This is a genomic window from Paraburkholderia caffeinitolerans (genome assembly GCF_902859945.1).
GTDB lineage: Bacteria > Pseudomonadota > Gammaproteobacteria > Burkholderiales > Burkholderiaceae > Paraburkholderia > Paraburkholderia caffeinitolerans.
The window spans coordinates 22,129-47,241 of record NZ_CADIKL010000019.1 but is presented as its reverse complement, the minus strand read 5'-3'; the positions used below and the strand labels follow the sequence as shown (position 1 = coordinate 47,241).

General features: G+C 65.6%; 22 protein-coding genes. 11 read left to right on the top strand and 11 right to left on the bottom strand.

Features of this window, described 5'->3' with window-relative positions; translation table 11 throughout:
• Positions 1-13 precede the first annotated feature (13 nt).
• The gene (locus tag HV773_RS19360; RefSeq protein WP_175196406.1) at positions 14-748 is read right to left on the bottom strand and encodes a ribonuclease activity regulator RraA; all 735 of its coding nucleotides are present in this window, start codon (positions 746-748) and stop codon (positions 14-16) included.
• 328 nt (positions 749-1,076) lie between these two features.
• On the opposite strand from HV773_RS19360, the gene HV773_RS19355 reads away from it, so the two are divergent.
• A complete protein-coding gene (locus tag HV773_RS19355) occupies positions 1,077-2,345 on the top strand; it encodes an MFS transporter (protein WP_175196516.1) in 1,269 nt (422 codons plus the stop codon).
• Positions 2,346-2,418: 73 nt separating this feature from the next.
• Positions 2,419-3,243, top strand: a complete 825-nt coding sequence (locus HV773_RS19350) for an NAD-dependent epimerase/dehydratase family protein (protein WP_175196404.1) — start codon at positions 2,419-2,421, stop codon at positions 3,241-3,243.
• An 18-nt stretch (positions 3,244-3,261) separates the two neighbouring features.
• Here HV773_RS19350 and HV773_RS19345 read toward each other — a convergent pair whose 3' ends face one another.
• From HV773_RS19345 to HV773_RS19315, 7 genes are all read right to left on the bottom strand, one after another.
• Positions 3,262-4,056, bottom strand: coding sequence for a sulfite exporter TauE/SafE family protein (locus HV773_RS19345; protein WP_175196402.1), 795 nt, complete (start codon positions 4,054-4,056; stop codon positions 3,262-3,264).
• A gap of 180 nt (positions 4,057-4,236) precedes the next feature.
• Positions 4,237-6,000 (bottom strand): L-arabinonate dehydratase, encoded by a 1,764-nt coding sequence (gene araD, locus HV773_RS19340; protein ID WP_175196400.1) that lies wholly within the window; start codon positions 5,998-6,000, stop codon positions 4,237-4,239.
• A 56-nt stretch (positions 6,001-6,056) separates the two neighbouring features.
• Entirely contained in the window at positions 6,057-6,983 is a 927-nt protein-coding gene (locus HV773_RS19335) for an ABC transporter permease (RefSeq protein WP_343052370.1), read from the bottom strand.
• Positions 6,983-7,864, bottom strand: a complete 882-nt coding sequence (locus HV773_RS19330; RefSeq protein WP_175196398.1) for an ABC transporter permease — start codon at positions 7,862-7,864, stop codon at positions 6,983-6,985. Before HV773_RS19330 ends, HV773_RS19335 begins: the two co-directional genes overlap by 1 nt.
• Positions 7,861-8,952 carry an ABC transporter ATP-binding protein gene (locus HV773_RS19325; RefSeq protein ID WP_175196396.1) on the bottom strand — a complete coding sequence of 364 codons (1,092 nt, stop codon included), beginning with the start codon at positions 8,950-8,952 and terminating at the stop codon, positions 7,861-7,863. Before HV773_RS19325 ends, HV773_RS19330 begins: the two co-directional genes overlap by 4 nt.
• Positions 8,953-9,034: 82 nt before the next feature.
• Positions 9,035-10,174, bottom strand: a complete 1,140-nt coding sequence (locus HV773_RS19320) for an ABC transporter substrate-binding protein (protein WP_246282342.1) — start codon at positions 10,172-10,174, stop codon at positions 9,035-9,037.
• Positions 10,175-10,330: 156 nt separating this feature from the next.
• Entirely contained in the window at positions 10,331-11,320 is a 990-nt protein-coding gene (locus tag HV773_RS19315; RefSeq protein ID WP_246282339.1) for a dihydrodipicolinate synthase family protein, read from the bottom strand.
• Positions 11,321-11,543: 223 nt separating this feature from the next.
• On the opposite strand from HV773_RS19315, the gene HV773_RS19310 reads away from it, so the two are divergent.
• Entirely contained in the window at positions 11,544-12,455 is a 912-nt protein-coding gene (locus HV773_RS19310) for a LysR family transcriptional regulator (protein WP_175196392.1), read from the top strand.
• A gap of 194 nt (positions 12,456-12,649) precedes the next feature.
• Positions 12,650-13,639, top strand: a complete 990-nt coding sequence (locus tag HV773_RS19305) for a zinc-dependent alcohol dehydrogenase family protein (RefSeq protein WP_175196390.1) — start codon at positions 12,650-12,652, stop codon at positions 13,637-13,639.
• On the opposite strand, the gene HV773_RS19300 is transcribed toward HV773_RS19305, so the two are convergent.
• On the bottom strand, positions 13,629-14,747 hold the full coding sequence (locus tag HV773_RS19300) for a 4-hydroxyphenylpyruvate dioxygenase family protein (RefSeq protein WP_175196388.1): 1,119 nt from the start codon (positions 14,745-14,747) through the stop codon (positions 13,629-13,631). The two genes, HV773_RS19305 and HV773_RS19300, sit on opposite strands and share 11 nt — an antisense overlap.
• 269 nt (positions 14,748-15,016) lie before the next feature.
• On the opposite strand from HV773_RS19300, the gene shiA reads away from it, so the two are divergent.
• Together shiA and HV773_RS19290 are read left to right on the top strand one after the other, a co-directional pair.
• The gene (shiA, locus tag HV773_RS19295; protein ID WP_175196386.1) at positions 15,017-16,336 is read left to right on the top strand and encodes a shikimate transporter; all 1,320 of its coding nucleotides are present in this window, start codon (positions 15,017-15,019) and stop codon (positions 16,334-16,336) included.
• A 69-nt stretch (positions 16,337-16,405) separates the two neighbouring features.
• A complete protein-coding gene (locus HV773_RS19290) occupies positions 16,406-17,176 on the top strand; it encodes an IclR family transcriptional regulator domain-containing protein (RefSeq protein WP_175196384.1) in 771 nt (256 codons plus the stop codon).
• A 21-nt stretch (positions 17,177-17,197) separates the two neighbouring features.
• Here the strand turns inward: HV773_RS19290 and HV773_RS19285 are convergent, their stop codons facing one another.
• Positions 17,198-18,070, bottom strand: coding sequence for a LysR family transcriptional regulator (locus HV773_RS19285; RefSeq protein WP_175196383.1), 873 nt, complete (start codon positions 18,068-18,070; stop codon positions 17,198-17,200).
• Positions 18,071-18,241: 171 nt separating this feature from the next.
• On the opposite strand from HV773_RS19285, the gene ampC reads away from it, so the two are divergent.
• The 3 genes from ampC to alr all read left to right on the top strand — a co-directional run bounded on the left by ampC (position 18,242) and on the right by alr (position 21,068).
• Positions 18,242-19,405, top strand: a complete 1,164-nt coding sequence (ampC, locus tag HV773_RS19280; RefSeq protein WP_175196382.1) for a class C beta-lactamase — start codon at positions 18,242-18,244, stop codon at positions 19,403-19,405.
• A 61-nt stretch (positions 19,406-19,466) separates the two neighbouring features.
• On the top strand, positions 19,467-19,796 hold the full coding sequence (locus HV773_RS19275) for a DUF2322 family protein (RefSeq protein ID WP_175196381.1): 330 nt from the start codon (positions 19,467-19,469) through the stop codon (positions 19,794-19,796).
• A 144-nt stretch (positions 19,797-19,940) separates the two neighbouring features.
• Entirely contained in the window at positions 19,941-21,068 is a 1,128-nt protein-coding gene (alr, locus tag HV773_RS19270; RefSeq protein WP_175196380.1) for an alanine racemase, read from the top strand.
• 10 nt (positions 21,069-21,078) lie between these two features.
• On the opposite strand, the gene HV773_RS19265 is transcribed toward alr, so the two are convergent.
• Complete coding sequence (locus HV773_RS19265; protein WP_175196379.1) at positions 21,079-22,545, bottom strand: aminotransferase-like domain-containing protein; 1,467 nt, start codon at positions 22,543-22,545, stop codon at positions 21,079-21,081.
• Positions 22,546-22,782: 237 nt separating this feature from the next.
• Between HV773_RS19265 and HV773_RS19260 the strand changes: the two genes are divergently transcribed.
• Both HV773_RS19260 and HV773_RS19255 read left to right on the top strand, forming a co-directional pair.
• The gene (locus HV773_RS19260; RefSeq protein WP_175196378.1) at positions 22,783-23,913 is read left to right on the top strand and encodes a mandelate racemase/muconate lactonizing enzyme family protein; all 1,131 of its coding nucleotides are present in this window, start codon (positions 22,783-22,785) and stop codon (positions 23,911-23,913) included.
• A gap of 144 nt (positions 23,914-24,057) precedes the next feature.
• Positions 24,058-25,107: an ABC transporter substrate-binding protein gene (locus HV773_RS19255; protein WP_175196377.1), complete on the top strand. Its 1,050-nt coding sequence runs from the start codon at positions 24,058-24,060 to the stop codon at positions 25,105-25,107.
• Positions 25,108-25,113 lie beyond the last annotated feature (6 nt).

Here is a 25,113-nt window from a genome sequence, read left to right as displayed (position 1 = left end):
CTCAGCGCCGCGCTTACCGCCGTGTTTGCTTCCACTCCGCGTAGGCGGCCAGCGTCGCCTCGTTCGGCGGATAGGTGCCGGGCAGCGCCGCGCCCGCCTCGATGCGCTCGGTAATGAAACACTCGAGCGACTCCTGTTCCCACGCGGCCTCCGCCACCGCCTCCGCGAGATGGCGCGGGATCACCACCACGCCGTCGGTGTCGCCGACGATGATGTCCCCCGGATACACGGCCACGCCGCCGCAGCCGATGGGCACATTCAGATCGACCGTGTGATGCCGGCACAAATTGAGCGGCGCCGAAGCGCCCGCGCAAAAAACCGGCAGGCCGAGCGCGGCAATCGTCGCGCTATCGCGCACCGGACCGTCCGACACCATGCCGGCCACGCCGCGCACTCGCATGCGCGTGGCGAGAATCGAGCCCATCGACGCGGCATCAGTCACGCCACGGCAATCCTGCACGAGCACGGCGCCGGCCGGCACGGTCTCGACGCCCTTGCGCTGCGGATGCTCGGGGTTCTGGAACGCGCTTAGCTGATCGAGGTCCTCGCGCGCCGGGATGTTGCGCATCGTGAAGGCCGGGCCGACGAGATTGGGCGCGCCGGGCACTGGAGCGACAAGCGGCTTCACGCCTTGCAAGAAGACGTTGCGCAATCCGTGCTTGAAGAGCTGGGTGGTCAGCGTCGCGGTGGAAACGTGGCGCAGTTGTTCGAGGGCGTGTTCGCTGATGGCAATGACAGGTGAATTCATCGTGTCTCGTCCATTTTTTGGAGGTAGGCGGGCCGCTCAGGCACAGCCGGACGCCACGTCAGCATTGTTGTAATACAACCAATCAATTGTCAACTCGTCCGCCGTACCTCATACGCGGGCCATTCGTCCGACAGCTCAATCCGATGTACGCCCTTGGACGCCGTGGCACGCCCAGGGAAATCCCCATCGAGACATAAGTTGCTTTACAACTTTGCCGCAAATAGAATGCTGTCTTACATGAGGACCCCGGTCACCCCGGCACAACAGGAGACGAGCAGTGCAACGCAAGACTATCAAGGGGCTGCGGTGGTGGATCATCGGCCTCATCATGATCGGCACCGTTTTCAACTATCTCGCACGCAGTTCGCTGTCCGTGGCGGCGCCGACGCTCACCGAAACGCTCCACATGTCCACGCAGCAGTATGCGTACGTGGTCACTGCGTTCCAGGCCTGTTATGCCCTCTCGCAGCCTATCGCCGGCTTCGTGCTCGACTCCGTGGGCGTCAAGATCGGCTTTGCGATCTTCGCCTTCGCCTGGGCCATCGCCAACATGCTCCACGGCCTCGCCTCCAGTTGGCCCGCGCTGGCCTTCTTCCGCGGCCTGCTCGGCGTGAGCGAAGCCGCCATCTTCCCGGCCGGCATGAAGGCCATCAGCCAGTGGTTTCCGGCCAAAGAGCGTTCGGTCGCCACGGGCTGGCTCAACACCGGCACGTCGATCGGCGCGATGATCGCTCCTCCGCTCGTGGTCTGGTGCATTCTTAAGTACAACTGGCAATTTGCCTTCGTGGTGACCGGCGGCGCCGCGCTGATCTGGGTCGCGCTGTGGCTCGTGTTGTTCCGCTCGCCGGCCGAACATCCGCGGCTCTCGCAGGACGAGGCCGAGTACATCCGCGCGGGCCAGGACGTCGCGCAACAGAGCACCGCGGGCAAGCGCCCGTCGTGGAAGGAAGTGCTCAAGCAGCGCCGCTTCTGGGGCATCGGTATCCCGCGCATGCTCGCGGAGCCGGCATGGCAAACCTTTGGCGCGTGGATTCCGCTGTACATGTTCACCGTGCGCCACATGAACCTGAAGGAAATCGCGCTGTTCGCGTGGATGCCGTTTCTCGCCGCCGACCTCGGCTGCCTCGTCGGCGGCTATCTCGCGCCGCTCTTCATCCGCTGGTTCGGCTGCTCGCTCATCACGTCGCGCAAGCTCGTCATCACCACTGGCGCGGTGCTGATGATCGGCCCGGCCTGCGTGGGACTCGTCGCGAGTCCGTACGCCGCCATCGCGCTCTTCTGCGTCGGCACCTTCGCGCACCAGACCATTTCGGGCGCACTGTTCACGCTCGCCTCGGACGTCTTCGGCCAGCACGAAGTGGCCACGGCCACGGGCCTCTCGGGCATGTTCGGCTACCTCGGCGCGACGGTGTTCTCGCTCATCGTCGGCGCAATGGCGAGCACGATCGGCTATAACCCCTTGTTCGTCTGCCTCATGCTGTTCGATGTGATCGGCGCGGTGGTGGCCTGGCGGCTGATTTCGAACCAGCGCAAGGACAACGAACGCGACCCCGCGGTTGATCCCGCGCTGCGTCCCTCGCACCCGGCGAAAGCCTGACCGTTTCATCGGCCGGCGCCCGATGCACGCTCGGGCGCCGGCTTTCGGCATTTTTATGTGAGGTAACCCCACTGTGAAGAAAGTTGCATTGTCCGGCGCGGCCGGCCAGCTCGGCACCGTCCTGCGCCGTGGCCTGCTCGAACGCGGCGTGAACCTGCGTTCGGCGGCCGGCTCGAAGCCGCTGGAACCGCTCGTTTCCGGCGAAGATGTCATGCACGGCGATCTGCGCGATCCCGCAGTGGTCGACCGCCTGCTCGAAGGCGTCGACGTGCTGATCCACATGGCCGGCACGAGCGTCGAGCGTCCCCTGCCCGAGATCATCGAAAACAACCTGCGCGGGCTTGTCGAAGTCTACGAAGGCGCGCGCCGCCATGGCACGAAGCGCATCCTGTTCGCGAGCTCGAATCACGCGATCGGCATGTATCCGGTGGAAGACAAGCTCACGCTCGACTGCGCATTTCGCCCCGACGGTTTTTATGGGCTAAGCAAGGCGTGGGGCGAATCGCTCGCGCGGCTCTACTGGGACAAGCACGGCATCGAGACCGTGAACGTACGCATCGGCAGTTGCCTGCCGAAGCCCACCGAGTTTCGCCATTTGAGCACGTGGTTCGGCCACGACGACCTGTTCCATCTCGTCGATCGCGTGATCAATGTGGAGTCGATCGGCTTTGCGGTCGTGTGGGGCGTGTCGAACAACACGCGCAGCTACTGGGTGCAAAGCGGCGAACACGACGACGCCACGCGCCTGGGCTACCAGCCGAAGCAAAACGCCGAAGATTACGCCGCCGAAATTCTCGCCAAAGAAAATCCGCTCGATGCCGTTGCACAGCGTTATCAGGGCGGCAGTTTCGCGAGCTTCGATTTCACGCCAGTGGAAAAGCGCGGCAAGCAGGCGTGACGCCCTACGCGGGTCGCCTCAAATCACGCCGGATTTGATGATCATCTGAACCGCTGCAGCGAGCACGCACACGAGCACGATGATCCGGAACGCCAGCGGATGCAGCTTGTCGCGCAACGGCCGGATCAGGAACATGCCGGCGATGGAAGGCAGGCTCGCCGCGGCGGAGATCGCGAGGTCGGCGCCGCTGGCGTGCGCGCCGCCGCTGAAGGTGGTGACCAGCGTGAGCACCGAAACTACGAGAATGATCGCGATCTGCTTGGTGAACACGCGGCCCGTCGCGCCCGTGGCGATCAGGTACATCGCGAGCAGCGGCCCGGGCACCGATGCAATGCTCTCCATGAGCGCCGCGCCGAACCCAAGCGCGAAGCCCACCGGCTTGACGATCGAAGACGAGAGCTTGAGCCGCGGCGAAGCAATCATGAGTGCAGCAGCCACGATCAGCGTGACGCCAGAAGCGGCCAGCGCGTGGTGCGGTTCGAGCCGGATCAGCACAGCCACGCCAACGATATTGCCGATCACGGTGCCAAGCAGCGGCGCGGCAATATGCTTGACGGTCTTCCACAGCTCCCCGCCTTCGAGCGCCTGCGGGATATTGCCGAGGATGATCGGCATCGAGAGCAGCAGCACGGCCTGCTTCACGGGCAGGAAATGCGTGAGGATCGGCATGGCGACGAGCGGCACACCAATGCCGGTCACCCCTTTCACCATGCCGCCGAGCACGAGCGCAATGGCAATGCCGCAGAGTTCGAGCACGTCGAGCGCCTGCATGTGCGGGAGCAGGACGCCCCCGGAGAAATGAAAGTCGAGCATTGAAGAGGTCGGGTGCGTGGCGAGGCACGCGAGGCATCCCCGCGCATTCGGCCGGATTTATATTGAAAAACGGACTGCATGATAGCGCAGCCGCGCGCGGCGCACCTGGCGCACTAATTTGCATGCCCCCGAAAACATCTCGGGCTGACTACTATGCGCTCCGTACCCGCCGCCAATCCCTTAGTGGATTTCGGGCTCGCCGCCGCCACCCCCACCACCGCCGCTGGACGAGCCGGCCACGCCGTCACGCTGCAGGAAATCGAATTCACACCCCTTGTCCGCCTGCATCACGTGCATCTGGTACATCGCGCCATAGCCACGTGTGAAGCGCGGCGCGGGCGCGACCCATACCGCTTTGCGGCGCGCCCATTCCTCGTCGGAGATCAGCACGTTGAGGCGTCGCTCGGGCACGTTCAGCTCGATCAGGTCGCCGTCCTGCACGAGCGCGAGCGGCCCGCCGATGAACGATTCCGGCGCCACATGCAGCACGCAGGCGCCGTAGCTCGTGCCGCTCATGCGCGCGTCTGAAATGCGCAGCATGTCGCGCACGCCCTTCTTGAGGATCTTCTGCGGAATCGGCAGTTGTCCCCATTCGGGCATCCCCGGCGCGCCCACCGGCCCCGCGTTCTGGAGCACGATCACGCTGTTCTCGTCGCAATCGAGTGCTTCGCTATCGATGCGCGCGGCCATGTCGTTGTAATCCTTGAACACGATGGCCTTGCCCGTATGCACATGCAGGCGCTGTTCGGCCGCGCCCGGCTTGATCACCGCGCCGTCGGGCGCGAGATTGCCGCGCAAAACGGCGAGGCCCGTGTGCGGCATCAGCGGCTTCGCGCGGCGATAGATCACCGCTTCGTTATGGATTTGCGCATCGGCGATGTTCTCGCCGAGCGTCTTGCCGTTCACGGTCATCTGCGTACCGTCGATCAGGTCGCCGAGTTCCTTGAGCATCGCGCGCAAGCCGCCCGCGTAATAGAAGTCCTCCATGAGGTACTTGCCGGTCGGGCGGATGTTCGCGAGCACCGGCGTGCGGCGCGCGACCTCGTCGTACTGCGCGAGCGTGAGCTCGACGCCCGCGCGGCGCGCCAGCGCAATCATATGGACGATCGCGTTGGTCGAGCCCGAGAGCGCGAGGCAGGTGGTCACCGCGTTGTCGACCGCCTGGCGCGTGACGATGTCCGAGGGCTTCAAGTCTTCCCACACCATCTCGACAATGCGCATGCCCGTCTTCGCCGCCAGCTGCGCGTGGCGCGAATCGGGCGCGGGCGTCGAAGCGAAGCCCGGCAGCGTGAAGCCGAGCGCCTCGGCGGCGCTCGTCATGGTGGAGGCCGTGCCCATCGTCATGCAGTGGCCCGGCGAGCGCGCGATGCCGCCTTCCACGCCCTTCCAGTCGTCCTCGGTGATGTTGCCCGCGCGCAGGTCGGCCCAGTACTTCCACGTGTCCGAACCCGAGCCGAGCGTCACGCCGTTCCAGTTGCCGTTGAGCATCGGGCCGGCGGGCAGGAAGATCGTCGGCAGGTTCATCGAGATCGCGCCCATCAGCAGCGCGGGCGTGGTCTTGTCGCAGCCGCCCATCAGCACCACGCCATCGGCGGGATACGAGCGCAGCGTTTCCTCGGCCTCCATCGCGAGGAAGTTGCGATAAAGCATCGTGGTGGGCTTCTGGAACGGCTCGGAGAGCGTCTGCACCGGTAGCTCGATGGGGAAACCGCCTGCTTGCCAGATGCCGCGCTTGACCTCCTCCACGCGCTGCTTGAAGTGCGTATGGCAAGGGTTCATCTCGCTCCACGTGTTGAGGATCGCGATGACCGGCTTGCCCGCATACTCCTCGCGGCTGTACCCCATCTGCGCCGTGCGCGAGCGATGGCCGAACGAACGCAGGTCGTTCGCGCCATACCAGCGGTGGCTGCGCAGTTCTTGGGGGGTCTTTCGCTTGTTGCTCATCTTGCCTTGGCTCCAGGTGTTTCCGCGGATAGGTCAATCAAACCGCCGGCGCTCCGCTAGCGCGACTCCTTCACGCGCGACACGAGTTGTGTCGGGCTGACGAACTGCAGCGCGACCAGCACCCATGCGAGCGTGATGGCCATATAGATCATCGCCATGGCGTCGATGGACTGCGGCGCGCGCACGCCCGTCGAGAACACAGCGTAATACAACGCGACAACCAGAGTTTGCGTATCGGGTCCGGCGGTAAAAAAAGTGAGTTCGAACATGCCGATCGTGCGCACCAGCACGAGCAGCCCGGCCGCCAGCATCCCCGGCACGAGGAGCGGCAGTAAAACGTAGCGGAAATAGCGCAGCGTATTCGCGCCGAAAATGCGCGCGGCCGATTCCAGGTTCGGGTCGATCTGCTCGATGAACGGCGTCATCACGAGAATCACGAACGGCAGCGCGGGCACGAGGTTCGCCAGGATCACGCCGGGCAGCGTGCCGGCAAGGCCGAAGTGATACATCGCGGTGGCCATCGGAATGCCATAGGTGACGGGCGGCACCATCAGCGGCAGCAGGAACACGAGCATGGCGATGCGCTTGCCGGGAAACTGCGCGCGCGCCAGCGCATAGGCCGCCGGCACGCCGAGCGCGATGGACAGCAGCACGACCGCGCCCACCACTTCGAAGGTGACCCACAGCACGCTGCCGAGCTGGAAGTCGCGCCACGCCTGCGCATACCAGTGCGGCGTGAAGCCTTGGGGCAGCGGCGTGCCGAACCAGCGCGTGGCGATGGAGTTCACCCCCACCGTCGCGATCAGCAGCAGCACGTTGAGCAGGAAGAACGCCATGCCGCCCCACACGAGCCCTTTCCAGAGCACGCCGGGCAGGCGCGAAGCCAGCTTCGCCCGCGCAGTCCCGGCTGCCGGCGCGGGATGCTCCTCGCGCGCCGGCGCGCCGGCGTGCAGCCCAGCCGCATCGTGTCGATGAACGCCCATCAGCCTTTCCCTCCGCTCACCGGACCCGAATAGAAGTAGCGCTTCGCGCCGAGCATCGCGGCCACCACGATCAGTTGCACGAAGCCCATGACGATGGCGATGGTCGAAGCCAGTGAGTAGTCGTAGCTCTCGAACGCCGCTTCCGAAGCCGCGATGGAAATCACGCGCGTGGGGCCAGCGGGCGCGCCGAGCAGCACCGCCGACGGAAACACCGAGTAGGCCTGCACGAACGACAGGCACGCGGCCATCGTGAGCCCCGGCGCGAGCAGCGGCAAATAGATCTGCCTGAACTGTTGCCACGGCCCCGCGCCGAGCGTGGCCGCCGCGCGCGCCAGCGTCGGGTCGATGCCGGTCACATACGAAAGCGTGAGCAGAAAGGCGAACGGAAAGCCGGAAACAATCAACGAGATCAGCACACCCCAGTAGTTGTGCGTAAGACGAATCTCTTCGTTCGTATAGAGATGCAGTGCGTGCAGCGCCTGCGGGAACCAGCCGTTCGGGCCGAAGTAGCTGAGCATGCCATCGGCGATCAGCACGGTGCCGAGCGTGACCGGAATCACGAGCAGCGTCGTCACGAGCTTTTGATAGCGCGACTTGCGGCGCAGCGCGAACGCCACCGGCAGCGCAAGCCCGACGTTGATGACCGTCGCGGGCAAGGCCAGCTTGAGCGTGACGAACACGGTCGGCCACAGCGAGAGATCGTGAATGAACTGCAGATAGTTCGCGAACATGCCGCCGCCGTTCATCGGCTTGAACGACAGCATGAGTCCATAGGCAAACGGATAAAGAAACATCGCGATGATAAAGCCCAGCGCGGGCGCGATCAGCCAGCCGCGTGCGTCGCGCGGCGGCTTGGCCCGCGACCGGGCGAGCGCGCTCATGATGCGCGCTCCGCATAGGCCAGCACGCGCGAAGGCGCAACGCGCAGCGTGGCGCGCTCGCCCGCTTCGAACTCGCCGGCCACGCGCGCCCACAGCTTGCCGAACGGCGCGTTCGCGAGCAGCAGCGAATCGCGCCCGCCGTATTCGACCATCTCGACTTCGACGTCGAAGGCATTGGCATCGCCCGCGCCGGCGCGCTCGAAATCCTCGGGGCGCATCGCGACCGAAATCGCGCTGCCGCCCGCCAGTGCGATGGCGTCGTCCATCGGCACGCCCGTGAGCGTGACGCCCGACGCGGACAGCGCGACATGCTCGCCCCGCTCGCCGATCACGGCGAATGGCAGCACATTGCGATAACCCATGAAGCGCGCCACGTGCAGATTCGCGGGGCGGCTGTAAATTTCCTTAGGAGTCGCGACTTGCTGGACAACGCCCTCCTTCATCACAACGATGCGGTCAGCCATCGAAAGCGCTTCGTCCTGGTCATGCGTCACGTAAATCGTGGCGCGCTCGAGCTGGCTATGAATGCGGCGGATTTCCGCGCGCATCTCGATGCGCAGCCGGGTGTCGAGGTTCGACAGCGGCTCGTCCATCAGCACGAGCGGCGGCTCGATCACGATCGCGCGCGCGATTGCCACGCGCTGCTGCTGACCGCCCGAAAGCTGGCCCGGCAGCTTGGCCTCATGGCCCACGAGCTGCACGAGTTGCAGCGCCTCGCGCGCGCGGCGCTTCGCTTCCTCGCGCGGCACGCCCTGCATCTTCAGGCCGAAGCCCACGTTCTCCAGCACGCTCATGTGCGGGAACAGCGCATAGTTCTGGAACACCATGCCGAAGCCGCGCTTCTCGGGCGGCAGCACGTCGATACGCAGGTCGTCGAGCCAGATGCTGCCGCTCGTGAGCGACAACAGGCCCGCGATGCAATTGAGCGCCGTGGATTTCCCGCAGCCCGAGGGTCCGAGCAGCGCGATGAATTCGCCACGGCGAATCTCCAGATCGAGATGGCTCAACGCCGCGAGCTGGGCGCCCTGGGCGTTGGCGAAACTGCGGCACACCGCGTCCAGACGCAGACGATCGAATGAATGCTTCATGACACGTTCCTGAAAACGCGAGATCCACTTGCCCCGGTTCAGGCAACGGGCGCGAGGCACCCGTTGCAGACTCGTGCCCCCATTATTGCGACTTCTGCGAGCCGATTTCGCGGTCCCATTTCTGGAACGCCGCAACCATCGCCTGCGCCGGCAGCGGCTGGACGTGCGGATACTGCGCGAGCCACTTGGCGTATTCGGGGCGGCCATATTTGGCGATCACGTCCTGGCTCTGCTTCGGCGCCATCGCGAGCGTCACGCCGCTCACAGCCGGGCCCGGATAAAAGTAGCCGTCGTCATAGGTCATGGCCTGCTGCTGCGGCTCGAGCATGAAGTTCATCAGCTTGAGCAGCACGGCGAGCTTCTCCTTCGAGACGCCTTTCGGCACGACCATATAGTGAGCATCGTTCACCCACGTCATATTGTCGAACGCCTGCACCCGGAAATCGGCGGGCACGATGCCGAGCGCGCGCGGGTTGATGTCCCAGCCCGTCACCGTCACGGTCATGTCGCGCGTGCCCTCGCCCAGTTCCTTCATCACCGCCGAGGTGCCGCCCGGGTAGTACGGCACGCAGGTATTGAGCTCCTTGAGGAACGCCCAGGTCTTGTCCCAGCCGTTGATGGGGTCTTGCGGATTCTTGTCGCCGAGCAGGTACGGCAGGCCCATCAGGAACGTGCGGCCCGGGCCTGAGTTGGCCGGGCGCGCATAGATCAGCTTGCCGGGGTTCGCCTTGCACCAGGCGAGCAGTTCCTGCGGCGTATGCGGCGGCTTGGGCACCTTCGCGGGGTTGTACTCGATCAGCGGGCCCGCCGGCATATACGACACTTCGAGGCCGTAGCCCTGCGCGAGCTCCTGCATCTTGCGCGGCCCCGGCGCGTACTTGTCGAGCACGCCCGGCAGCGCCGCCGACTGATCGGGCAGCAGCTTCATCCAGAGATTCTGCTCGATGCCGGCGGCCAGCGCGTCGGTGCCGGTGAGCACGAGATCGATGTCGGCGCGGCCCGCGGCCTGCATCGCCTTGATCTTGCCGGGCAGTTGCGGCGCCGGCGCATTGGTGTAAGTGATGTTGGAGATGAGATTTGGGTTCTTCGCCTTGAATGCCTCGAAGGCTTTCTGCGTGAGCTGCAGATTGCCGGCCACGTCGACCACATTCAGGGAAACCGGATCGGCCTTCGCCACGCCCGCGCCGAACAGCGCCGCAGCCGCCACACATACGGCCAGCATGCTGGCCTTCAAGCGTCCATCGAACATTGCGTCTGTCTCCTCACAACGGTTTATGGAATGTGCTCTGTGCGACCGTTTTAATGCGACTGCTTATTCTGCAACTGGATTGGCCCACTGCGTCGCGCATCAAAGAATGCCGACCCATGCATAAAGTTGTCAAGCAACAATCGGGCCTTTCTGAACCTTTTGCTGGATGCTTGTCAGGTTGCCGTCCTGGGCCGCGGCCGTCAGCGACTGCTCGAACGCCAGCAGCGCTCGCGCGGCCGCGCCGATGGCGGGCAGCGTCTCGGCCGGCGAATGCGAGAGCAGCGGCAGGATCGCGCCCATGTCGGCGATACCGGAGAGCGTGACGGCGTCGTGCAGCACGCGGATCAGCGAAATGTCGTCGCGCAGCGTTTCGAGCGGCATGAAGGCTTCGAAGAGCCGTTGCGCTTCGTCGGCCCGGCCTTCCTTGGCGGCGCTGAGCAGCGCCATCACCGCGCGCGCGGCGATGCAGCCCGAACCGGTGGTCCACGAAGCGAGGCCGAAGTCGCGCACGTGCACGAGCGCCGGACGCTCGCCCATGCCGGAGACAACCCGCGACGCGCTCACGCTCTGCAACAGGCGGCGCAGATAAGGATCGTTCGACGGGTCCTCGCGCACGATGGCGTACTTCACCGCAATCAGCGTGCCGCGGTCGATCAGGCGCGCGAGCGTGTCCACGTCGACATAACTCTCGCTCTTGATATAGAGCGTGAGCGGAATGCCGGCCGCGTCGGCGATGCGCGTGAGGCCCGCCTCGACGCCCGCGGGCGTGGTGAAGCCGGCGAGCGGCAGCACCATAGCCGTCTGGTGCTGCGTCTGGGCCAGGATGCGCGCCTGGTCGAGCATCTTGCCGTAGTCGGGGCCGATGGCCGGGATCACGCGCGTCTCGGGCGCGGTGACCTCCGCCAGCATGTCCATCAGGTCGCGGAACTCGCTCACGGCGACGTGATAAAGATTCGCGTTGCCGCCGTACAGCAACGTGCGCAGCCCGCCCGCTTCCATGTGGCGAACGAGCTTGCGGTTTTGTTCGACGTCGAGCGAGAAATCGGAGCGGCGTGCCAGAGGCGGCACCGCCATCACGGTCGAGGCGAATTCGCGCTCGACGATCGGGGATACGTTCATGAGGCCTCGTGCGGGGATGGGTGTGGTCGATATGCCGCACGGTAGCACTCGGTTTAATTAGTTGTCAAACAACTTGTATATTGGCTATGGTTTGTTGGGAGGGGCGCTGAGCGCCGCTTTGCACGCCAATTCCTCAAAACAGGGATGAATATCCCTCTCTTGAGGATTGGGTGTTTAATCCCCAAGCTGCCCGACTCCACCCAGCCGCCCCAAGGAGCCCCCCGTGGACCGTCTGCAAACCATGCAGATCTACGTGAACATCGTCGAGCGCGGCAGCTTCACGCAAGCCGCCGAGGTGCTTCAACTGCATCGCCCTGCCGTCACCAAGGCCGTTCAGCAACTCGAACAGGAGCTCGGCATTCGCCTGCTCAATCGCAGCACGCGGCGCGTGAGCATGACCGCCGAAGGCGAGGCGTTTTACCAGCGCTGCGTGCAGTTGCTCGCCAGCGTGAACGACACGTTCGCCTCGTTCGCCCAGTTCTCGGAGCAGCGTCCGCAGCCCAAGGGCCGCCTGCGTCTGAACTTCGCCACGGCGTTCGCCAAGTCCGTGATTATTCCCGCGCTGCCCGAGTTCCAGCAGCGCTATCCGCAGATCGAGCTCGTGGTCGGCGCGAGCGACCAGCCCGTCGATCTGATCGGTGAAGGCATCGACTGCGTCGTGCGCATCGGCGAGCTCAGGGACTCCAGCATGGTCGCGCGCAAGATCGGCGCGGTGCCGATGGTGACTTGCGCGTCGCCTTCGTATCTCGCGCGCCACGGCGTGCCGCGCACGCTCGACGACCTGCGCGCGCACAAGGCCGTGAACTTCTTCACGGGCCGCAATCGCCGCGTCATCGACTGGACCTTCCGCCCCGCCGGCGAAACCGTGACGCTCAAGCTCGAAAGCAGCGTGCTCACCGATAACTCCGAGGCGCTGCTCGCGTGCGCGCTCGCGGGCTTTGGCCTCGTGCACGCGCTGCGTCCCGCGCTCCAGCCGCATATCGATGCGGGCCAGCTCGTGGAGGTGCTGCCCGGCATCGCCAGCGCCCCCAAGCCGATCTCCGTCATGTACGCGAATCGCGACCATCTGCCGGGCAAGGTGCGCGTGTTCGTCGACTGGATCTCGGAGTTCGTGGGGCGGCGCTACCCAGCTTGAAATACCTTTCCCGGCAAGCCTCTGCAACAAACGTCGCGCATTGTTATCGATCGAATAACAATGAGTAATCGCAGCGCGCGTTTATTCCAGGCACGCGGCGGCCTACAGTTGTGCTCGTTCGAAACCATTTGATCGAACGAGCGCTGCAGCCACGCTGCACCCCTCGTGCCGATCGACCTGACAAGGAGTCCGATATGTCCAGAATCGTTCGCTTTCATCGCACGGGTGGCCCCGAAGTCCTGCAAATCGACGATGTCGAAGTGCCCGCGCCCGGCGCCGGCGAAGTGCAGATCCACGTGAAAGCCATTGGCCTGAATCGCGCCGAAGTCATGTACCGCAGCGGCGAATACACGTATGCGCCGCGCTTTCCGGCTGGGGTCGGCTATGAGGGCTCGGGGGTGATCGAAGCCGTGGGCAGCGGCGTGAATGGCCTCGCGGTGGGCGACGCCGTGAGCGTCGTGCCCGCATTCTCGTTCCTCGAATACGGCATGTACGGCGAACGCGTGAACGCCCCCGCGCATGCCGTGGTGAAGAACCCCGCCGGGCTGTCGTTCGAAGCAGCGGCTGCCACGTGGATGATGTACACCACTGCGTGGGGCGCGCTGATCGAATTAGGCGGATTGAAACAAGGCGAGGCGGTGCTGGTGGGCGCGGCGTCGAGCAGCGTGGGCCTCGCTGCGATCCAGATCGCCAACACGGTGGGCGCCGTGCCGATCGCGCTCACACGCAGCGAGAAGAAGCGCGAAGCGCTGTTAAAAGCAGGCGCCCAGCACGTGATCGCGGGCGGCGGCGCGGAACTCACGAAACAGGTGCTCGAACTGACTGGCGGCACGGGCGCGCGAATCGCGTTCGATCCGGTGGGCGGCCCCGAAGCAGCGCATCAGTTGCGCGCGCTCGCACGGCAGGGCATGTTCTTCCAGTACGGCGCGCTCGACACGCGCGAGTTGAGCATCCCCGTGATGGACTTGCTTGCGCGCCATCTCACCGTGCGCGGCTACGAGCTCTTCGAAATCACCACCGATGCCGCGCGCCTCGAACGCGCCAAACGCTTCATTACCGAAGGCCTCGCCTCGGGCACGCTCAAGCCCGCGATCGACCGTACCTTCCCGTTCGATCGCATCGTCGACGCGCATCGCTACATGGAAGCGGGCGAGCAGGTGGGCAAGATCGTGGTCACGGTTTGACCGGCTGATTGGCGCGCGAACGCGCCAGCACGTCGAGATTGCCTTCGCCGAAGCCATGATGGCCGCTGCGCTGCACCACTTCGAAGAAAATCTCGCCGGGGCGGCGCTTCACGAAGGTCTGGAAAAAAAGGCGCGGCACGCCGTCCGCGCCAATCTCGCCGTCGATCAGAACATGGCGCTGACGCAGTGCATCGAGATCGACGCCGTGGCCCGGCAAGCGCGCGTCGACCGAGTCGTAATACGCAGTGGGCGGCTCGACGAACTCCACGCCATTGGCCTTCAGCGCGTCGATGCACGGCACGATGTCGTCGGTCGCGAGCGCGATGTGCTGCACGCCCTCGCCCGGATGATCGGGCAGGTAGTCGTGCATGAGCTCGGTGCGGCGCGTGCCCTCCTCGTACACGGGAATGCGGATCTCGCCGTCCGGCGACACCATCACGCGCGAGCCCTCTGCCACGTGCCAATTCGCGTTGATTTCGTGCATCTCGCGGAAATGCAGCAGATCGCGATAGAAGTCGAGCCATTCGCCAATGCGCCCCGCGCCCACCGTCTGCGTGAGGTGATCGACGCGCTGGAGGCCCGTGCCGCCGTGGTCGAGATCGGCCTGTGCGGTCGCGACGTCGATGGGCCGAAAGTCGATGTCGAAAATCGAAATGTCGCCCACGCCGCCACGCTGACCGCCCCGGCCGCGCCAGCGGTCGACGAAATAAATGTGCGAGTCGCCAATGCCCTGAATGGCCGGGATCTTGAGCTCGCCGCTGCCGAGCCGCTCGCCCTCGAACGCCCACGCGCCCAGCCGCAAGGCGTGCTCGAAGGCGCGCCGCGCATTGTCCACGCGCACGCCGATCGCGCAAACACCCATGCCGTATTCCTCGGCGTAACGCGAAGCAAACGAATCGGGTTCGGCATTGACGAGGAAATTCATCTGGCCCTGGCGATAGAGCGTGACGTTCTTGCTCACGTGGCGCGCGATCGCCTTGAACCCCAGTTGCGCAAGCTGCGCGCCAAGCACCGCGGGCTCCGGCGCGGCGAATTCGACGAACTCCAGACCGGCCATGCCAAGCGGATTAGCCTGATCCTGCGAGGCGGAACGGGGGGTGGACGGCATGCGGAAGGCTCCTGAAACGGACGGAAAAGGGCAACGCAGATTTTAACCAGATCGTACACTTCGCCCAAAGCCGAGGGGTGAACTCGCCCCTCGCCGGCCTTGGTGCTAACCCGCAAAACGTTCGATAATCGCACGCATCTGGGCGATTATCGCGCATCATGCGCGCCTGGCGCATTGCCCTGGCGCGTACGCGGTCCTATGCTCCGTTTCACCGTCGCGGCACCCCAGGCAAGCGGCATTGCATGAGACCAGCGTAAGGAGACACCCTCATGACCCCCACCCTCGACACCACGGACGCCGCCGGACCGGCCAACCTCGACCGCTCGCGCAGCCAGGCGAGGAAGGCGGCGCTCGGCAGCTTCGTTGGCGCCGTCGTCGACTGGTACGACTTTCTGCTTTACGGCATCGTTGCCGCGCTCGTCTTCAACGCGGCGTTCTTCCCGAACATCGGCCGCAACATGGGCACGCTCGCGGCCTTCGCCACCTTCGGCGTGGGCTTCCTGTTCCGGCCGCTCGGCGGCGTGGTGTTCGGCCATTACGGCGACCGGCTCGGACGCAAGCGCATGCTCGTGCTCACCGTCATGATGATGGGCCTCTCCACCGTCGCCATCGGCTTCTTGCCGACCTTCGCCTCGATCGGCTGGTGGGCGCCCGTGCTGCTCGTGCTGTTTCGCGCGATCCAGGGCTTCGCCGTTGGCGGCGAATGGGGCGGCGCCGCGCTCATGGCCGTGGAAAGCGCGCCCGCTGGCAAAAAGGCGTTCTACAGCAGCGGCGTGCAAGTGGGCTACGGCGTGGGCCTCGTACTCGCGACCGGCATCGTCACGCTGCTGAGCCACGGCCTGGGCGAAACAGCGTTCCGTTCGTGGGGCTGGCGTCTGCCCTTCATCTTCAGCGTGGTGCTGGTCCTCGTGGGCCTGTGGGTGCGCTCGAGCATGGACGAGTCGCACGAGTTCGTCGAGAAGGTCGAGCACGGCCATCGCAAGCTCAAGATGCCGGTGCTCGAAGCGCTCACGCGTCATCCGAAAGCGTTTCTCTATATCGTCGCGCTGCGCCTCGCCGAACTCTTCACGATGTATATCGTGACCGCCTTTGCGCTCAGCTATTCGACCGCCAACCTCGGCCTGTCGCGCGATCTGTTTCTTGGCATCGGCCTCTTCGTCGGCGCGCTCTCGTGCGTGACCATCCCCTGCTTCGCGTGGCTCGCCGACCGCCTCGGCCTGCGCCGCATCTATCTGATTGGCGCGGTGATCGGCCTCGCGAGCGCCGTGCCGTTCTTCCTCGCGCTCGAAGCACGCTCGACGGTGTGGATCGTGATCTTCTCGGTGGCGCTGGCCAATCTCGCGCACGACATGGTGGTGAGCGTGCAGCAGCCGCTCTTCACCGAATTGTTCGGCGCCGAGTACCGCTATAGCGGCGCGGGCGTGGGCTATCAATTCGCGAGCGTCGTGGGCGGCGGCTTCACGCCGTTCATCGCCGTGGCGCTGGTGAGCTTCGGCGGCGGCTCGTGGCATCTGGTGGCCGCGTATCTCGCCATCGGCTGCCTGATCTCGCTGATCGTGGCCGCCACCATGAAGCCTGCGCAAGCGTAGCCACGGCGCGCTCGTTCCATCACTGGTTATCGAGGCCGGGCGCATGCCCGGCCTTTGCGCTATCCGATCATGAAAACCACCGCTCTTGCCAAACGCGACTGGATCGCCGGACTCGAAAAAGGCCTCGCCATTCTCGAAGCCTTCGACAACCAGCACGCGCGCATGACCGCAACGCAAGCCGCCGAACGCACCGGGCTCTCGCGCACTGCTGCACGGCGCTATTTGCTGACGCTCGAATCGCTGGGCTATGTCCATACCGATGGGCGGCTGTTCGGACTGACGCCGCGCGTGCTGCGCGTGGGCTGGTCGTATTTCGATTCGGCACGTTTGCCGCGCACCGTGCAGCCATATTTGCAGCAATTGAGCGCGACGCTCAACGAATCGGCCTATGTGAGCGTGCTCGACGACTGGGACCTCGTGGTGATTGCGCGCAACGGCGTCTCGCGCGTGATGACCACGGGCTTCGTGCTCGGCGCGCGCGTGCCCGCGCCGCTGATCTCGCCCGGCGTGGTGCTGCTTGCGCACCTGGAGGATCAGCAGGCGGTGTCGGCGTGGCTCGACACGGTCGAACTCGTGCCGTTCACGCCGCATACGATCACGAGCGCTGTGCGGCTGCGCGAGAAGATCGTGCGCGCTCGCGCCGATGGCTATGCGCTCATCGAACAGCAGTTGCAAGTAGGCGTGCGTGGCGTGGCCGTGCCGCTGCGCAACCGCAACGGAGACGTAGTAGCCGCGCTCAGCACCAATATGTCGATCGGCAATGAAAGCGCCGAAGCCGCGGTCAAACGCGTGCTCCCGCATCTGCAGGAAACGGCGCTGGCGATGTTGAATGTGTTGTGAGGAACGCGGGAGGAAAACGCGTCACCTGCCCTTCTCTGCCTCCCCCACGACCCAGTCATGAAACAACCGCATCGCCGGCGACATCGCGCGTGAGCGCAGCCACGTGAGCCAATAGCTGCCGGTCGGCACCTCGACATCGAATGGCCGCGCAAGCAGCCCCGCCTGCAACTCGCGCGCGAACATGCGCGCGGGCGCGAGCGCCACGCCCGCGCCCTGCATGGCCGCCTCGGCCATCAACCGCGACGAATCGAAGATCGGCCCGCTCACGGTCCACGGCTCGAGCCCCGCGGCCACGAACCAGCGCAGCCATTCGTCGGTGCGATAGGAGCGCAACAACGTCTCTTTCGCGAGATCGGCGGGCGCGGCAAGCCGGCGTGCAATCTCGGGCGCGCACAGCACCGCGAGCGGCGCGTCGAGCAGCCGCGTGTTTTCGGTGGCGGGCCACATGCCGTCGCCGAAGCGAATCGCGAAATCGAGCCCCTCGCCCGCGAGGTCGACGAGATTGTTGTTCGTGAGCAGGCGCAGTTCGACGAACGGATGCGCCTCGCGAAACAACTTGAGCCGCGGCATCAGCCAGCCGATCGCGAAGGTGCCCACCACGCCCACCGTCAAGACCTCGTGCAGACGTCCGCCTTCGAACTGCTTGAGCACGGCCTCGATGCGGCCAAACGCGTCGCTCAGCACAGGCAAGAGCGCGCGCGCCTCGTCGGTCATGCCGAGCCCGCGCGGCAGCCGCCTGAACAGCGGCACGCCGAGCCACTCTTCGAGCATGCGCACCTGCTGGCTGACCGCCGCCTGCGTGACCTTCAATTCGAGGCCCGCGCGCGTGAAGCTCAAGTGGCGCGCCGACGCCTCGAAGGCTCTGAGCGCATGGAGCGGTAAATTGGGGCGCATAAACGACCTATAAGTTTGGCTTTTGTCAGAGCCAAATTATCGTCGCTTGTCGCGGGACCGGCAACGCACCACAATCCTCGGCGCGCGTCGTGCTTTTCTAAGGATTCGCCCGAAATTTCACGCCAACTGGCGTGTTTATGCGCCGCCCAAAACCGCTCCGGAAACCTGGCCATGGCCAATCGCATGAAAACCAAGCTAAAACTCTTTCTGATGACGATCACGTGTGCGGCGGCCAGCGCCAGCGCGACGCAACCCGACGTGAAGGCCGCCGTGGATGCCGCCATCGCCCCGCTGCGGACCCAGTACGGCATTCCGGGCGTGGCAGTGGGCATCACCGTGGGCGGCAAGCATGCGTTCTACAACTACGGCGTGGCGTCGAAGACCGCCGGCGCGCCGGCCGTCGACAGCGAGACGCTGTTCGAACTCGGCTCGCTCACCAAGACGTTCACCGCCACGCTGGCCTGCCGTGCGCAGACGAGCGGCAAGCTCTCGTTCGACGCGCCCGCGAGCCAGTACGTGAGCGCATTGCGCGGCAGCCCGTTCGACCACGTGAGCGTGCTCAATCTCGGCACGCATACCACCGGCCTGCCGCTGTTCGTGCCGGACAGCGTCACGAACGACACGCAAATGACGGCCTGGTTGCGCGACTGGCAACCACCGGGTCCAATCGGCTCGCGGCGCGTGTATTCGAATCTCGGCATCGGCCTGCTGGGGCGCGCGGCCGCGCAAAGCTTGGGCGTACCGTTTCGCGACGCCGTGCAGAACGATCTATTGCCCGCCTTCGGCATGACGCACACGTGGCTCGACGTGCCCGCTTCCAGCATGCCGCGCTACGCGCAGGGCTATGACAAGCACGACGCGCCAGTGCGGTTGCACCCCGGCGTATTCGCAGACGAGGCTTATGGCCTGCGCTCGACCACCGGCGATCTCGTGCGCTATCTCGACGCCAACATGGGTCTCGCGCCGCTCGACGCGGCGTGGCAACGCGCCATCGCCTGCACGCACACGGGCTATTTCACGTCGGGCGTCTTCACGCAGGATCTGGTGTGGGAGCAGTATCCGTGGCCGGTCGCGCTGCCAACGCTCCAGCGCGGCAACAGCCCCGATGCGCTTTACAAGGGCATGCCGGCGCGCGCGCTCACACCTCCGCTGCCGCCGCAAGCCCAGGCGCTCCTGAATAAAACCGGCTCGACCAACGGCTTTTCGACTTACGTGGCGTTCATACCGGGGCAGCAGATCGGCGTCGTGATTCTCGCCAACAAGTCATATCCGAACGAGGCGCGCGTGAACGCGGCCTACGCGATTCTCGATGCGATTGCGAAGGCGAAGCGCTGAACCTCCATCGGCTAAGATACGGACCCTACGCAACTCATCGAACTCAAACGGAGTGTTTTCAGTGATCCAACCCGGCACCACATTCAAGGACAATCTCGCGCAACTGCCCGCCATCGACGGCATCGAGCGCATCGATCTCGTGAACGGCCAGGGCGCGGTGGTTGCCACCATCGAGAACAAGCCGGGCAAGCAGGGCTCGCTCGCGGTCTACCACTACCTGAAGCAGGCCTTCGGCGCGCTCGACGCCAAGGCGGCCGAGCACGGCCTCGCCGTGTTCGCCGAGCACACGGCCGACGCGCGCAACCGTCCCGGCGCACACCCGAACGTCGACCGCCTGCTCGAAATCGCAGCGGGTGGCGAGGCGCTGCGCATCGACGTGATCGCAGCCTGATCCTGACCGCGTAGCGCGAGTGGCACGCCAGCAGTAGATAAACCCAAATTCCAGGAAAAATACATTAAAAATAACTGGGTGAAAATCAATACGATTGCGGAAACCACTGGCTAACGCCACTCACCTTCGCCATCAGGATCGCCCATGCCGCGCCCGATTTCCGTCCGCATCCATCCCGAAGCCGTCCGCCACAATCTGCAGACCGCGAAGCAAAGCGCCTCCGGCGCGCGCGTCTGGGCCGTCGTCAAAGCCAATGCCTATGGTCATGGCATCGAGCGCATCTATCCGGCGCTGGCCGGCGCGGACGGCATCGCACTGCTCGATCTCGACGAGGCCGTGCGCGTGCGCGAACTCGGCTGGACCAAGCCCATCCTGCTGCTCGAAGGCCTTTTCGATAGCGTCGATGTCGCCACCGCCGTCGCGCATCGGCTGACCGTGGCCGTCCATTGCGACGATCAACTCGCGCTGCTCGCGGCAGCGCGCACGCAGCAGCCAATCGACATCCAGTTGAAGATGAACTCGGGCATGAACCGCCTCGGCTACCGGCCCGACGTTTTCCGTGCAGCCTGGGAACGCGCGCGCGCGACGCCCACTATTGGCAACATCGCGCTCATGACGCACTTCGCGAACGCCGACGACAGTGCCATCGACTGGCAGCTCGACCGCTTCGACGCCGCCACCGCAGGCATCCCCGGCGAGCGCTCGCTGTCGAACTCGGCGGCAGTGCTCTGGCATCCGCGCGCGCATCGCGACTGGGTGCGGCCCGGCACGATCCTCTACGGCGCGTCGCCCACGGGCGTGGCGCGTCATGTCGAAGGCGTCGGGCTGCGCGCGGCCATGACGCTCGCGAGCAAGATCATCGGCGTGCAAACGCTGACGCCGGGCGAAACGGTCGGCTATGGCTGCGCTTACGAGGCCGATCGGCCCATGCGCATCGGCGTGGTCGCGTGCGGCTATGCGGACGGTTATCCGCGTCACGCGCCCACGGGCACGCCCATCGTCGTCGACGGTGTGCGCACGCGCGTGATCGGGCGCGTCTCGATGGACATGCTGACCGTCGACCTCACGCCCTGCCCGGACGCAGGCATCGGCTCGCAAGTGGAGTTGTGGGGCGAACGCGTGAAAGTTGATGAGGTGGCCGAAGCATCCGGCACGATCGGCTATGAATTGATGTGCGCAGTCGCGCGCCGCGTGCCCGTGGATGTCGACAGCCTTGTGGCAGCGCGGCGCGATATCGCGGAAGAAAGCTCGGAAGAAAGCGTGACGGCGTGAGGCTCCGGCTTCACGCCGAATAAGGTCCCTCCGGCCCGTTGCGCAACGTGCGCGCGAGCCGCTCCAGCGCGTCGCGCAGCGCCTCGTGGCTGCGCGCGCCGCCCAGACTCAGCCGCACCGCATGCGGCGCGGAACCACGCCCGATCACGAAGCTGTCCGCGGTCTTCAGATGCACGCCCGCCTGACGCAGCGCGGCGGCGAATTCGGCGGCCCGCCACGGCTCGGCGAGCGGCAGCCATAGATGCGGGCTCGCGGGATCGGTGCGATACGTCCAGTCCGCCAGCACCTCGGCCGCAATCGCATGGCGCACGTCCACCTGGGCGCGCTGCTGCGCAACGAGCCGATCGACATCGCCATTCACGATCCAGCGCGCCGCGATCTCGGCGGAGAGCGGCGACGTCATCCAGCAGTCGCTGCGTATCACGGCAAGAATCTTCCCGACCCAATCCTGCGGCGCCTGCACGTAGCCGATGCGCAAACCCGGCGCGAGCGCCTTCGACAAACTGCTGATGACGATGCCGTGCTCGGGCAGGCGCGCGGCCAGCGGCGTGGGCGGCGCGTCGAGCAGCGCGGCGGGCACAAGATCTTCGATCACGACGAGATTGTGGCGCACGGCAATCTCGGCGATGGCCGCGCGCCGCGCTTCGGACAGCGTCGCCGTGGTCGGGTTGTGCAGCGTCGGCACGCAAAACAGCGCACGCGGCGCGAGCAGCAAGCAGGCCCGTTCGAGCGCGGCGGGCACGATGCCCTCCTCGTCGATTTCGATGCCCACGAGATTGAGCCGCAACTGCCGCGCAAGCGCGACGATGCCAGGGTAGCTCAACGCCTCGGCGAAGATCGTGTCGCCCGGGCGCAGCACCGCGCGCAGCACGCAAGCGAGCCCGTGCTGCGCGCCCTGGGTCACGAGCACGCGCTCGGCCGACACCACGCAGCCCTGGCGCGCGAGCCAGCGAGCCCCCGCCTCGCGGTGCGAGCGGCGTCCACCTTCGGGCTGATAGAGCAGCAGTTCGCCGGCGAGACGTTCGTCAGCGGCGAGTTCGCGCAGCGTCTGCGTGAGCAGTGCCGCTTCGTCGGTCGGCATCGGCACGTTCTGACCGAGATCAAAGGTCCGCGTTGTGGCGGCGCCCGGCTGGAGCGCGCCAGCCGCTGCCGGAACGCCCGTTGCCGCCGGTACGCGCTGCGCCGGCGTCTGCCCCGTGCGCGCGGGCAAACGCGCGCCGTCGGCGTCGGGCTCGGCCACATAGGTACCATCGCCCACGCGCGCCACCACCATCCCGCAGCGCTCCAGTTCCGCATAGGCGCGGCTGACCGTGCCGGTCGTCACGTGAAGCTTTTTCGCGAGCAGCCGGTGCGCGGGCAGTTTCTCGCCGGGCAGCATCTGGCCGCCGTCGATGGCCTGCGCATACGCGTACGCAATCGCGCGGTACTTCGGTTCGTTGCGGGGCAGCGCGGGCAAGGTGGGCAGCCAGCTGTTCATGGTGTTTTCCCGGTCAGAGCACGGCGTGCGCGTGCACGACATGCGGCGTCATTATCGCGCCCAATTCGCGGAATTGAATGCTGTCATTTACTTGAATTGACTTCATTGAGTGCCACAAATTGACCCTCTAGGATGCCGTAACACCTCGAACGGCCAAGGAGACAATCGCCGCCCGCGCAGTGAGCCGAAGTAAGCCGCAGTGGGCTCTCGCGCGCGCCGGACGACGCCACACGCGCCATGACAAATCGCATCGCCCGCATCACGGTCAGCCAGCACCGTCTGCCACTCGACCCGCCCTTTCCGGCCTCCTGGGACAGCCGGCCACGCCGCGCCTTTCCCGCCACCATCGTGCGCGTGGAAGATACCGAAGGCCGCGTCGGCATCGGTTCTGGCGACGCCATGTACGGCTTCGACGACTATCGCGATCTCTTTATCGGCGCCGACCCGCTCGACCTCGCGCGCCACTCCGCCGTGCTCGACAACCTCAGCTTCCACGCGGGCCGCCTGTGGCCGCTCGACGTCGCGCTCTGGGATCTGGCCGGCAAGATTCTCGGCCAGCCGTGCTGGCAGATGGCGGGCGGGCGCTCGAACCGGGTGCGCGCGTATGCATCGTCGGGTGTGCACCGCACGCTCGACGGCATGGCGCACTGGGCCGAGCACGCGGTCGCGCGCGGCTTTCCGGCGCTCAAGGTGCGTTTCGGGCGCGCAAGCCTCGCCGACGATCTCGCCGCGCTCGCCGCCGTGCGCGAAGCAGCCGGCGAAAACATCGAGTTAATGGTGGACTGCAACCAGGGCTGGCGCATGCCCTGGGACATCCAGGCGCCGTGGCGCGCGGAACAGGCGCTCGCGGTCATCCGCGAAATCGAGCGCCATCGCGTGTATTGGGTCGAAGAACCGCTGCATCGCGGCGACTATGAGGGCCACGCGTGGCTGCGCAAGCAGACCGATGTGCGCATCGCCGGAGGCGAGATGACACGCGACGCGCACGAGTTCGCGGCGCTGCTCGCCCACGAATGTCTGGACGTTTATCAACCCGATGTCGTCTGCACGCTCGGCATGGAAGGCGCAAGGCGGCTCGCCGCGCAGATCGAGGCGCACGGCAAGGTCTTCACGCCGCACACGTGGGGCAACGGCATCGGCCTGGCCGCAAACCTCCATGTGGTGGCAGGCGCCGCGCACGCACCCTTCGTCGAGTTTCCCTATGACCCGCCCGAATGGACGCCCGCGCGACGCGACTTCCCGCTCACGCAAGCCATCGAGCCCGACGCGCAAGGCTGGATGGAACTCGGCAAGGCGCCCGGGCTCGGCATCGAACTGGACGAAGCCGTGCTCGTCGCCACACGCGCAACCGACAGCCGCTACGACTAAAACGGCCCACGCAGGAACGCATCGTCGCATCACCGCCCGCACCGAGACACGCGCAGGCAGCCCGTCCCAACATCGGAAAAGCGCCGGATCTCAACGGCGCATTGACAAGCATTCCGAATCATTTAAACGACAAGGAGACATGCAATGAAACGAATCACCTCTCTGATCCGCGCGGCCTGCCTCGCCGCTCCGCTCACCGTCGCCGCGCTGGCCGCACCCGCAGCGCACGCGACCGGTACCTGGTGCAGCCAGGGCAAGCCGGTGCGCTTTGCCGGCATCACCTGGGAAAGCGGCAACTTCACGAGCGAAGTGCTGCGCTACATCGTCAAGAACGGCTATGGCTGCCAGACCGACACGGTGCCCGGCAGCACGGCGGCCACGGAAACGGCGCTCTCGCGCAACGATCTGCAAGTGTGGGCGGAACAATGGACGGGCCGCTCGGAGATCATCGCGGGCGCGGTGAAGGCGGGCACGGTGAAGCTCGTGGGCGACACACTGCCGGGCGGCACCAAGGAAGGCTGGTACGTGCCCGACTACGTGGTACACGGCGATCCGAAGCGCGGCATCAAACCCGTCGCACCGGACCTCCTCTCGGTAAGCGACCTGCCCAAATACAAGTCGCTCTTCACCGACGACGAGGAACCGGACCATGGCCGCTTCCTGAACTGCCCCTCGGGCTGGGACTGCGAACGCGTGAACACGCGCCTGTTGAAGCTACTCAAGCTCGACGACACCTATACGAATTTCCGCCCCGGCACGGGCGCGGCGCTCGATGCGGCGATTTCGTCGGCGTATGCGCGCGGCAAGCCGATTCTCACCTACTACTGGGAACCGGCTGCGCTGATGGCCAAGTACAAGTTCGTGCAACTGAAGATGCCGCCGTTCAACGAGGCCTGCTGGAAGACGCTGCGCGACCCGAACAGCGCGCAGCCGTGCGTGTCGTCGTACCTGGTCTCGCAGTTGAAGATCGGCGTTTCCACGCCCTTCTCCCAGGCCGAGCCCGACGTGACGGCGTTTTTCTCGAAGGTGAACTTCCCCATCGACTTCCTGAACACGACGATTCTCGACATGACCGAGCATAAGGTCGACGCGCAGGCCGAAGCGCTCAAGTTCCTCAAGGAGCACCCGGAGATGTGGAAGGCGTGGGTGCCCGCCGATGTCGCCACGAAGGTGCAGAAGTCGCTTGGCGCGTAACCAGCG

What these genes read in the sequence shown, in the direction of transcription:
- HV773_RS19360 (WP_175196406.1), bottom strand. Translation starts at nt 748, where the DNA reads ATGAATTCACCTGTCATTGCCATCAGCGAACACGCCCTCGAACAACTG.
- HV773_RS19355 (WP_175196516.1), top strand. Translation starts at nt 1,077, where the DNA reads ATGATCGGCACCGTTTTCAACTATCTCGCACGCAGTTCGCTGTCCGTG.
- HV773_RS19345 (WP_175196402.1), bottom strand. Translation starts at nt 4,056, where the DNA reads ATGCTCGACTTTCATTTCTCCGGGGGCGTCCTGCTCCCGCACATGCAG.
- araD (WP_175196400.1), bottom strand. Translation starts at nt 6,000, where the DNA reads ATGAGCAACAAGCGAAAGACCCCCCAAGAACTGCGCAGCCACCGCTGG.
- HV773_RS19335 (WP_343052370.1), bottom strand. Translation starts at nt 6,983, where the DNA reads ATGGGCGTTCATCGACACGATGCGGCTGGGCTGCACGCCGGCGCGCCG.
- HV773_RS19330 (WP_175196398.1), bottom strand. Translation starts at nt 7,864, where the DNA reads ATGAGCGCGCTCGCCCGGTCGCGGGCCAAGCCGCCGCGCGACGCACGC.
- HV773_RS19325 (WP_175196396.1), bottom strand. Translation starts at nt 8,952, where the DNA reads ATGAAGCATTCATTCGATCGTCTGCGTCTGGACGCGGTGTGCCGCAGT.
- HV773_RS19320 (WP_246282342.1), bottom strand. Translation starts at nt 10,174, where the DNA reads ATGCTGGCCGTATGTGTGGCGGCTGCGGCGCTGTTCGGCGCGGGCGTG.
- HV773_RS19315 (WP_246282339.1), bottom strand. Translation starts at nt 11,320, where the DNA reads ATGAACGTATCCCCGATCGTCGAGCGCGAATTCGCCTCGACCGTGATG.
- HV773_RS19305 (WP_175196390.1), top strand. Translation starts at nt 12,650, where the DNA reads ATGTCCAGAATCGTTCGCTTTCATCGCACGGGTGGCCCCGAAGTCCTG.
- HV773_RS19300 (WP_175196388.1), bottom strand. Translation starts at nt 14,747, where the DNA reads ATGCCGTCCACCCCCCGTTCCGCCTCGCAGGATCAGGCTAATCCGCTT.
- shiA (WP_175196386.1), top strand. Translation starts at nt 15,017, where the DNA reads ATGACCCCCACCCTCGACACCACGGACGCCGCCGGACCGGCCAACCTC.
- HV773_RS19290 (WP_175196384.1), top strand. Translation starts at nt 16,406, where the DNA reads ATGAAAACCACCGCTCTTGCCAAACGCGACTGGATCGCCGGACTCGAA.
- HV773_RS19285 (WP_175196383.1), bottom strand. Translation starts at nt 18,070, where the DNA reads ATGCGCCCCAATTTACCGCTCCATGCGCTCAGAGCCTTCGAGGCGTCG.
- ampC (WP_175196382.1), top strand. Translation starts at nt 18,242, where the DNA reads ATGGCCAATCGCATGAAAACCAAGCTAAAACTCTTTCTGATGACGATC.
- alr (WP_175196380.1), top strand. Translation starts at nt 19,941, where the DNA reads ATGCCGCGCCCGATTTCCGTCCGCATCCATCCCGAAGCCGTCCGCCAC.
- HV773_RS19265 (WP_175196379.1), bottom strand. Translation starts at nt 22,545, where the DNA reads ATGAACAGCTGGCTGCCCACCTTGCCCGCGCTGCCCCGCAACGAACCG.
- HV773_RS19260 (WP_175196378.1), top strand. Translation starts at nt 22,783, where the DNA reads ATGACAAATCGCATCGCCCGCATCACGGTCAGCCAGCACCGTCTGCCA.
- HV773_RS19255 (WP_175196377.1), top strand. Translation starts at nt 24,058, where the DNA reads ATGAAACGAATCACCTCTCTGATCCGCGCGGCCTGCCTCGCCGCTCCG.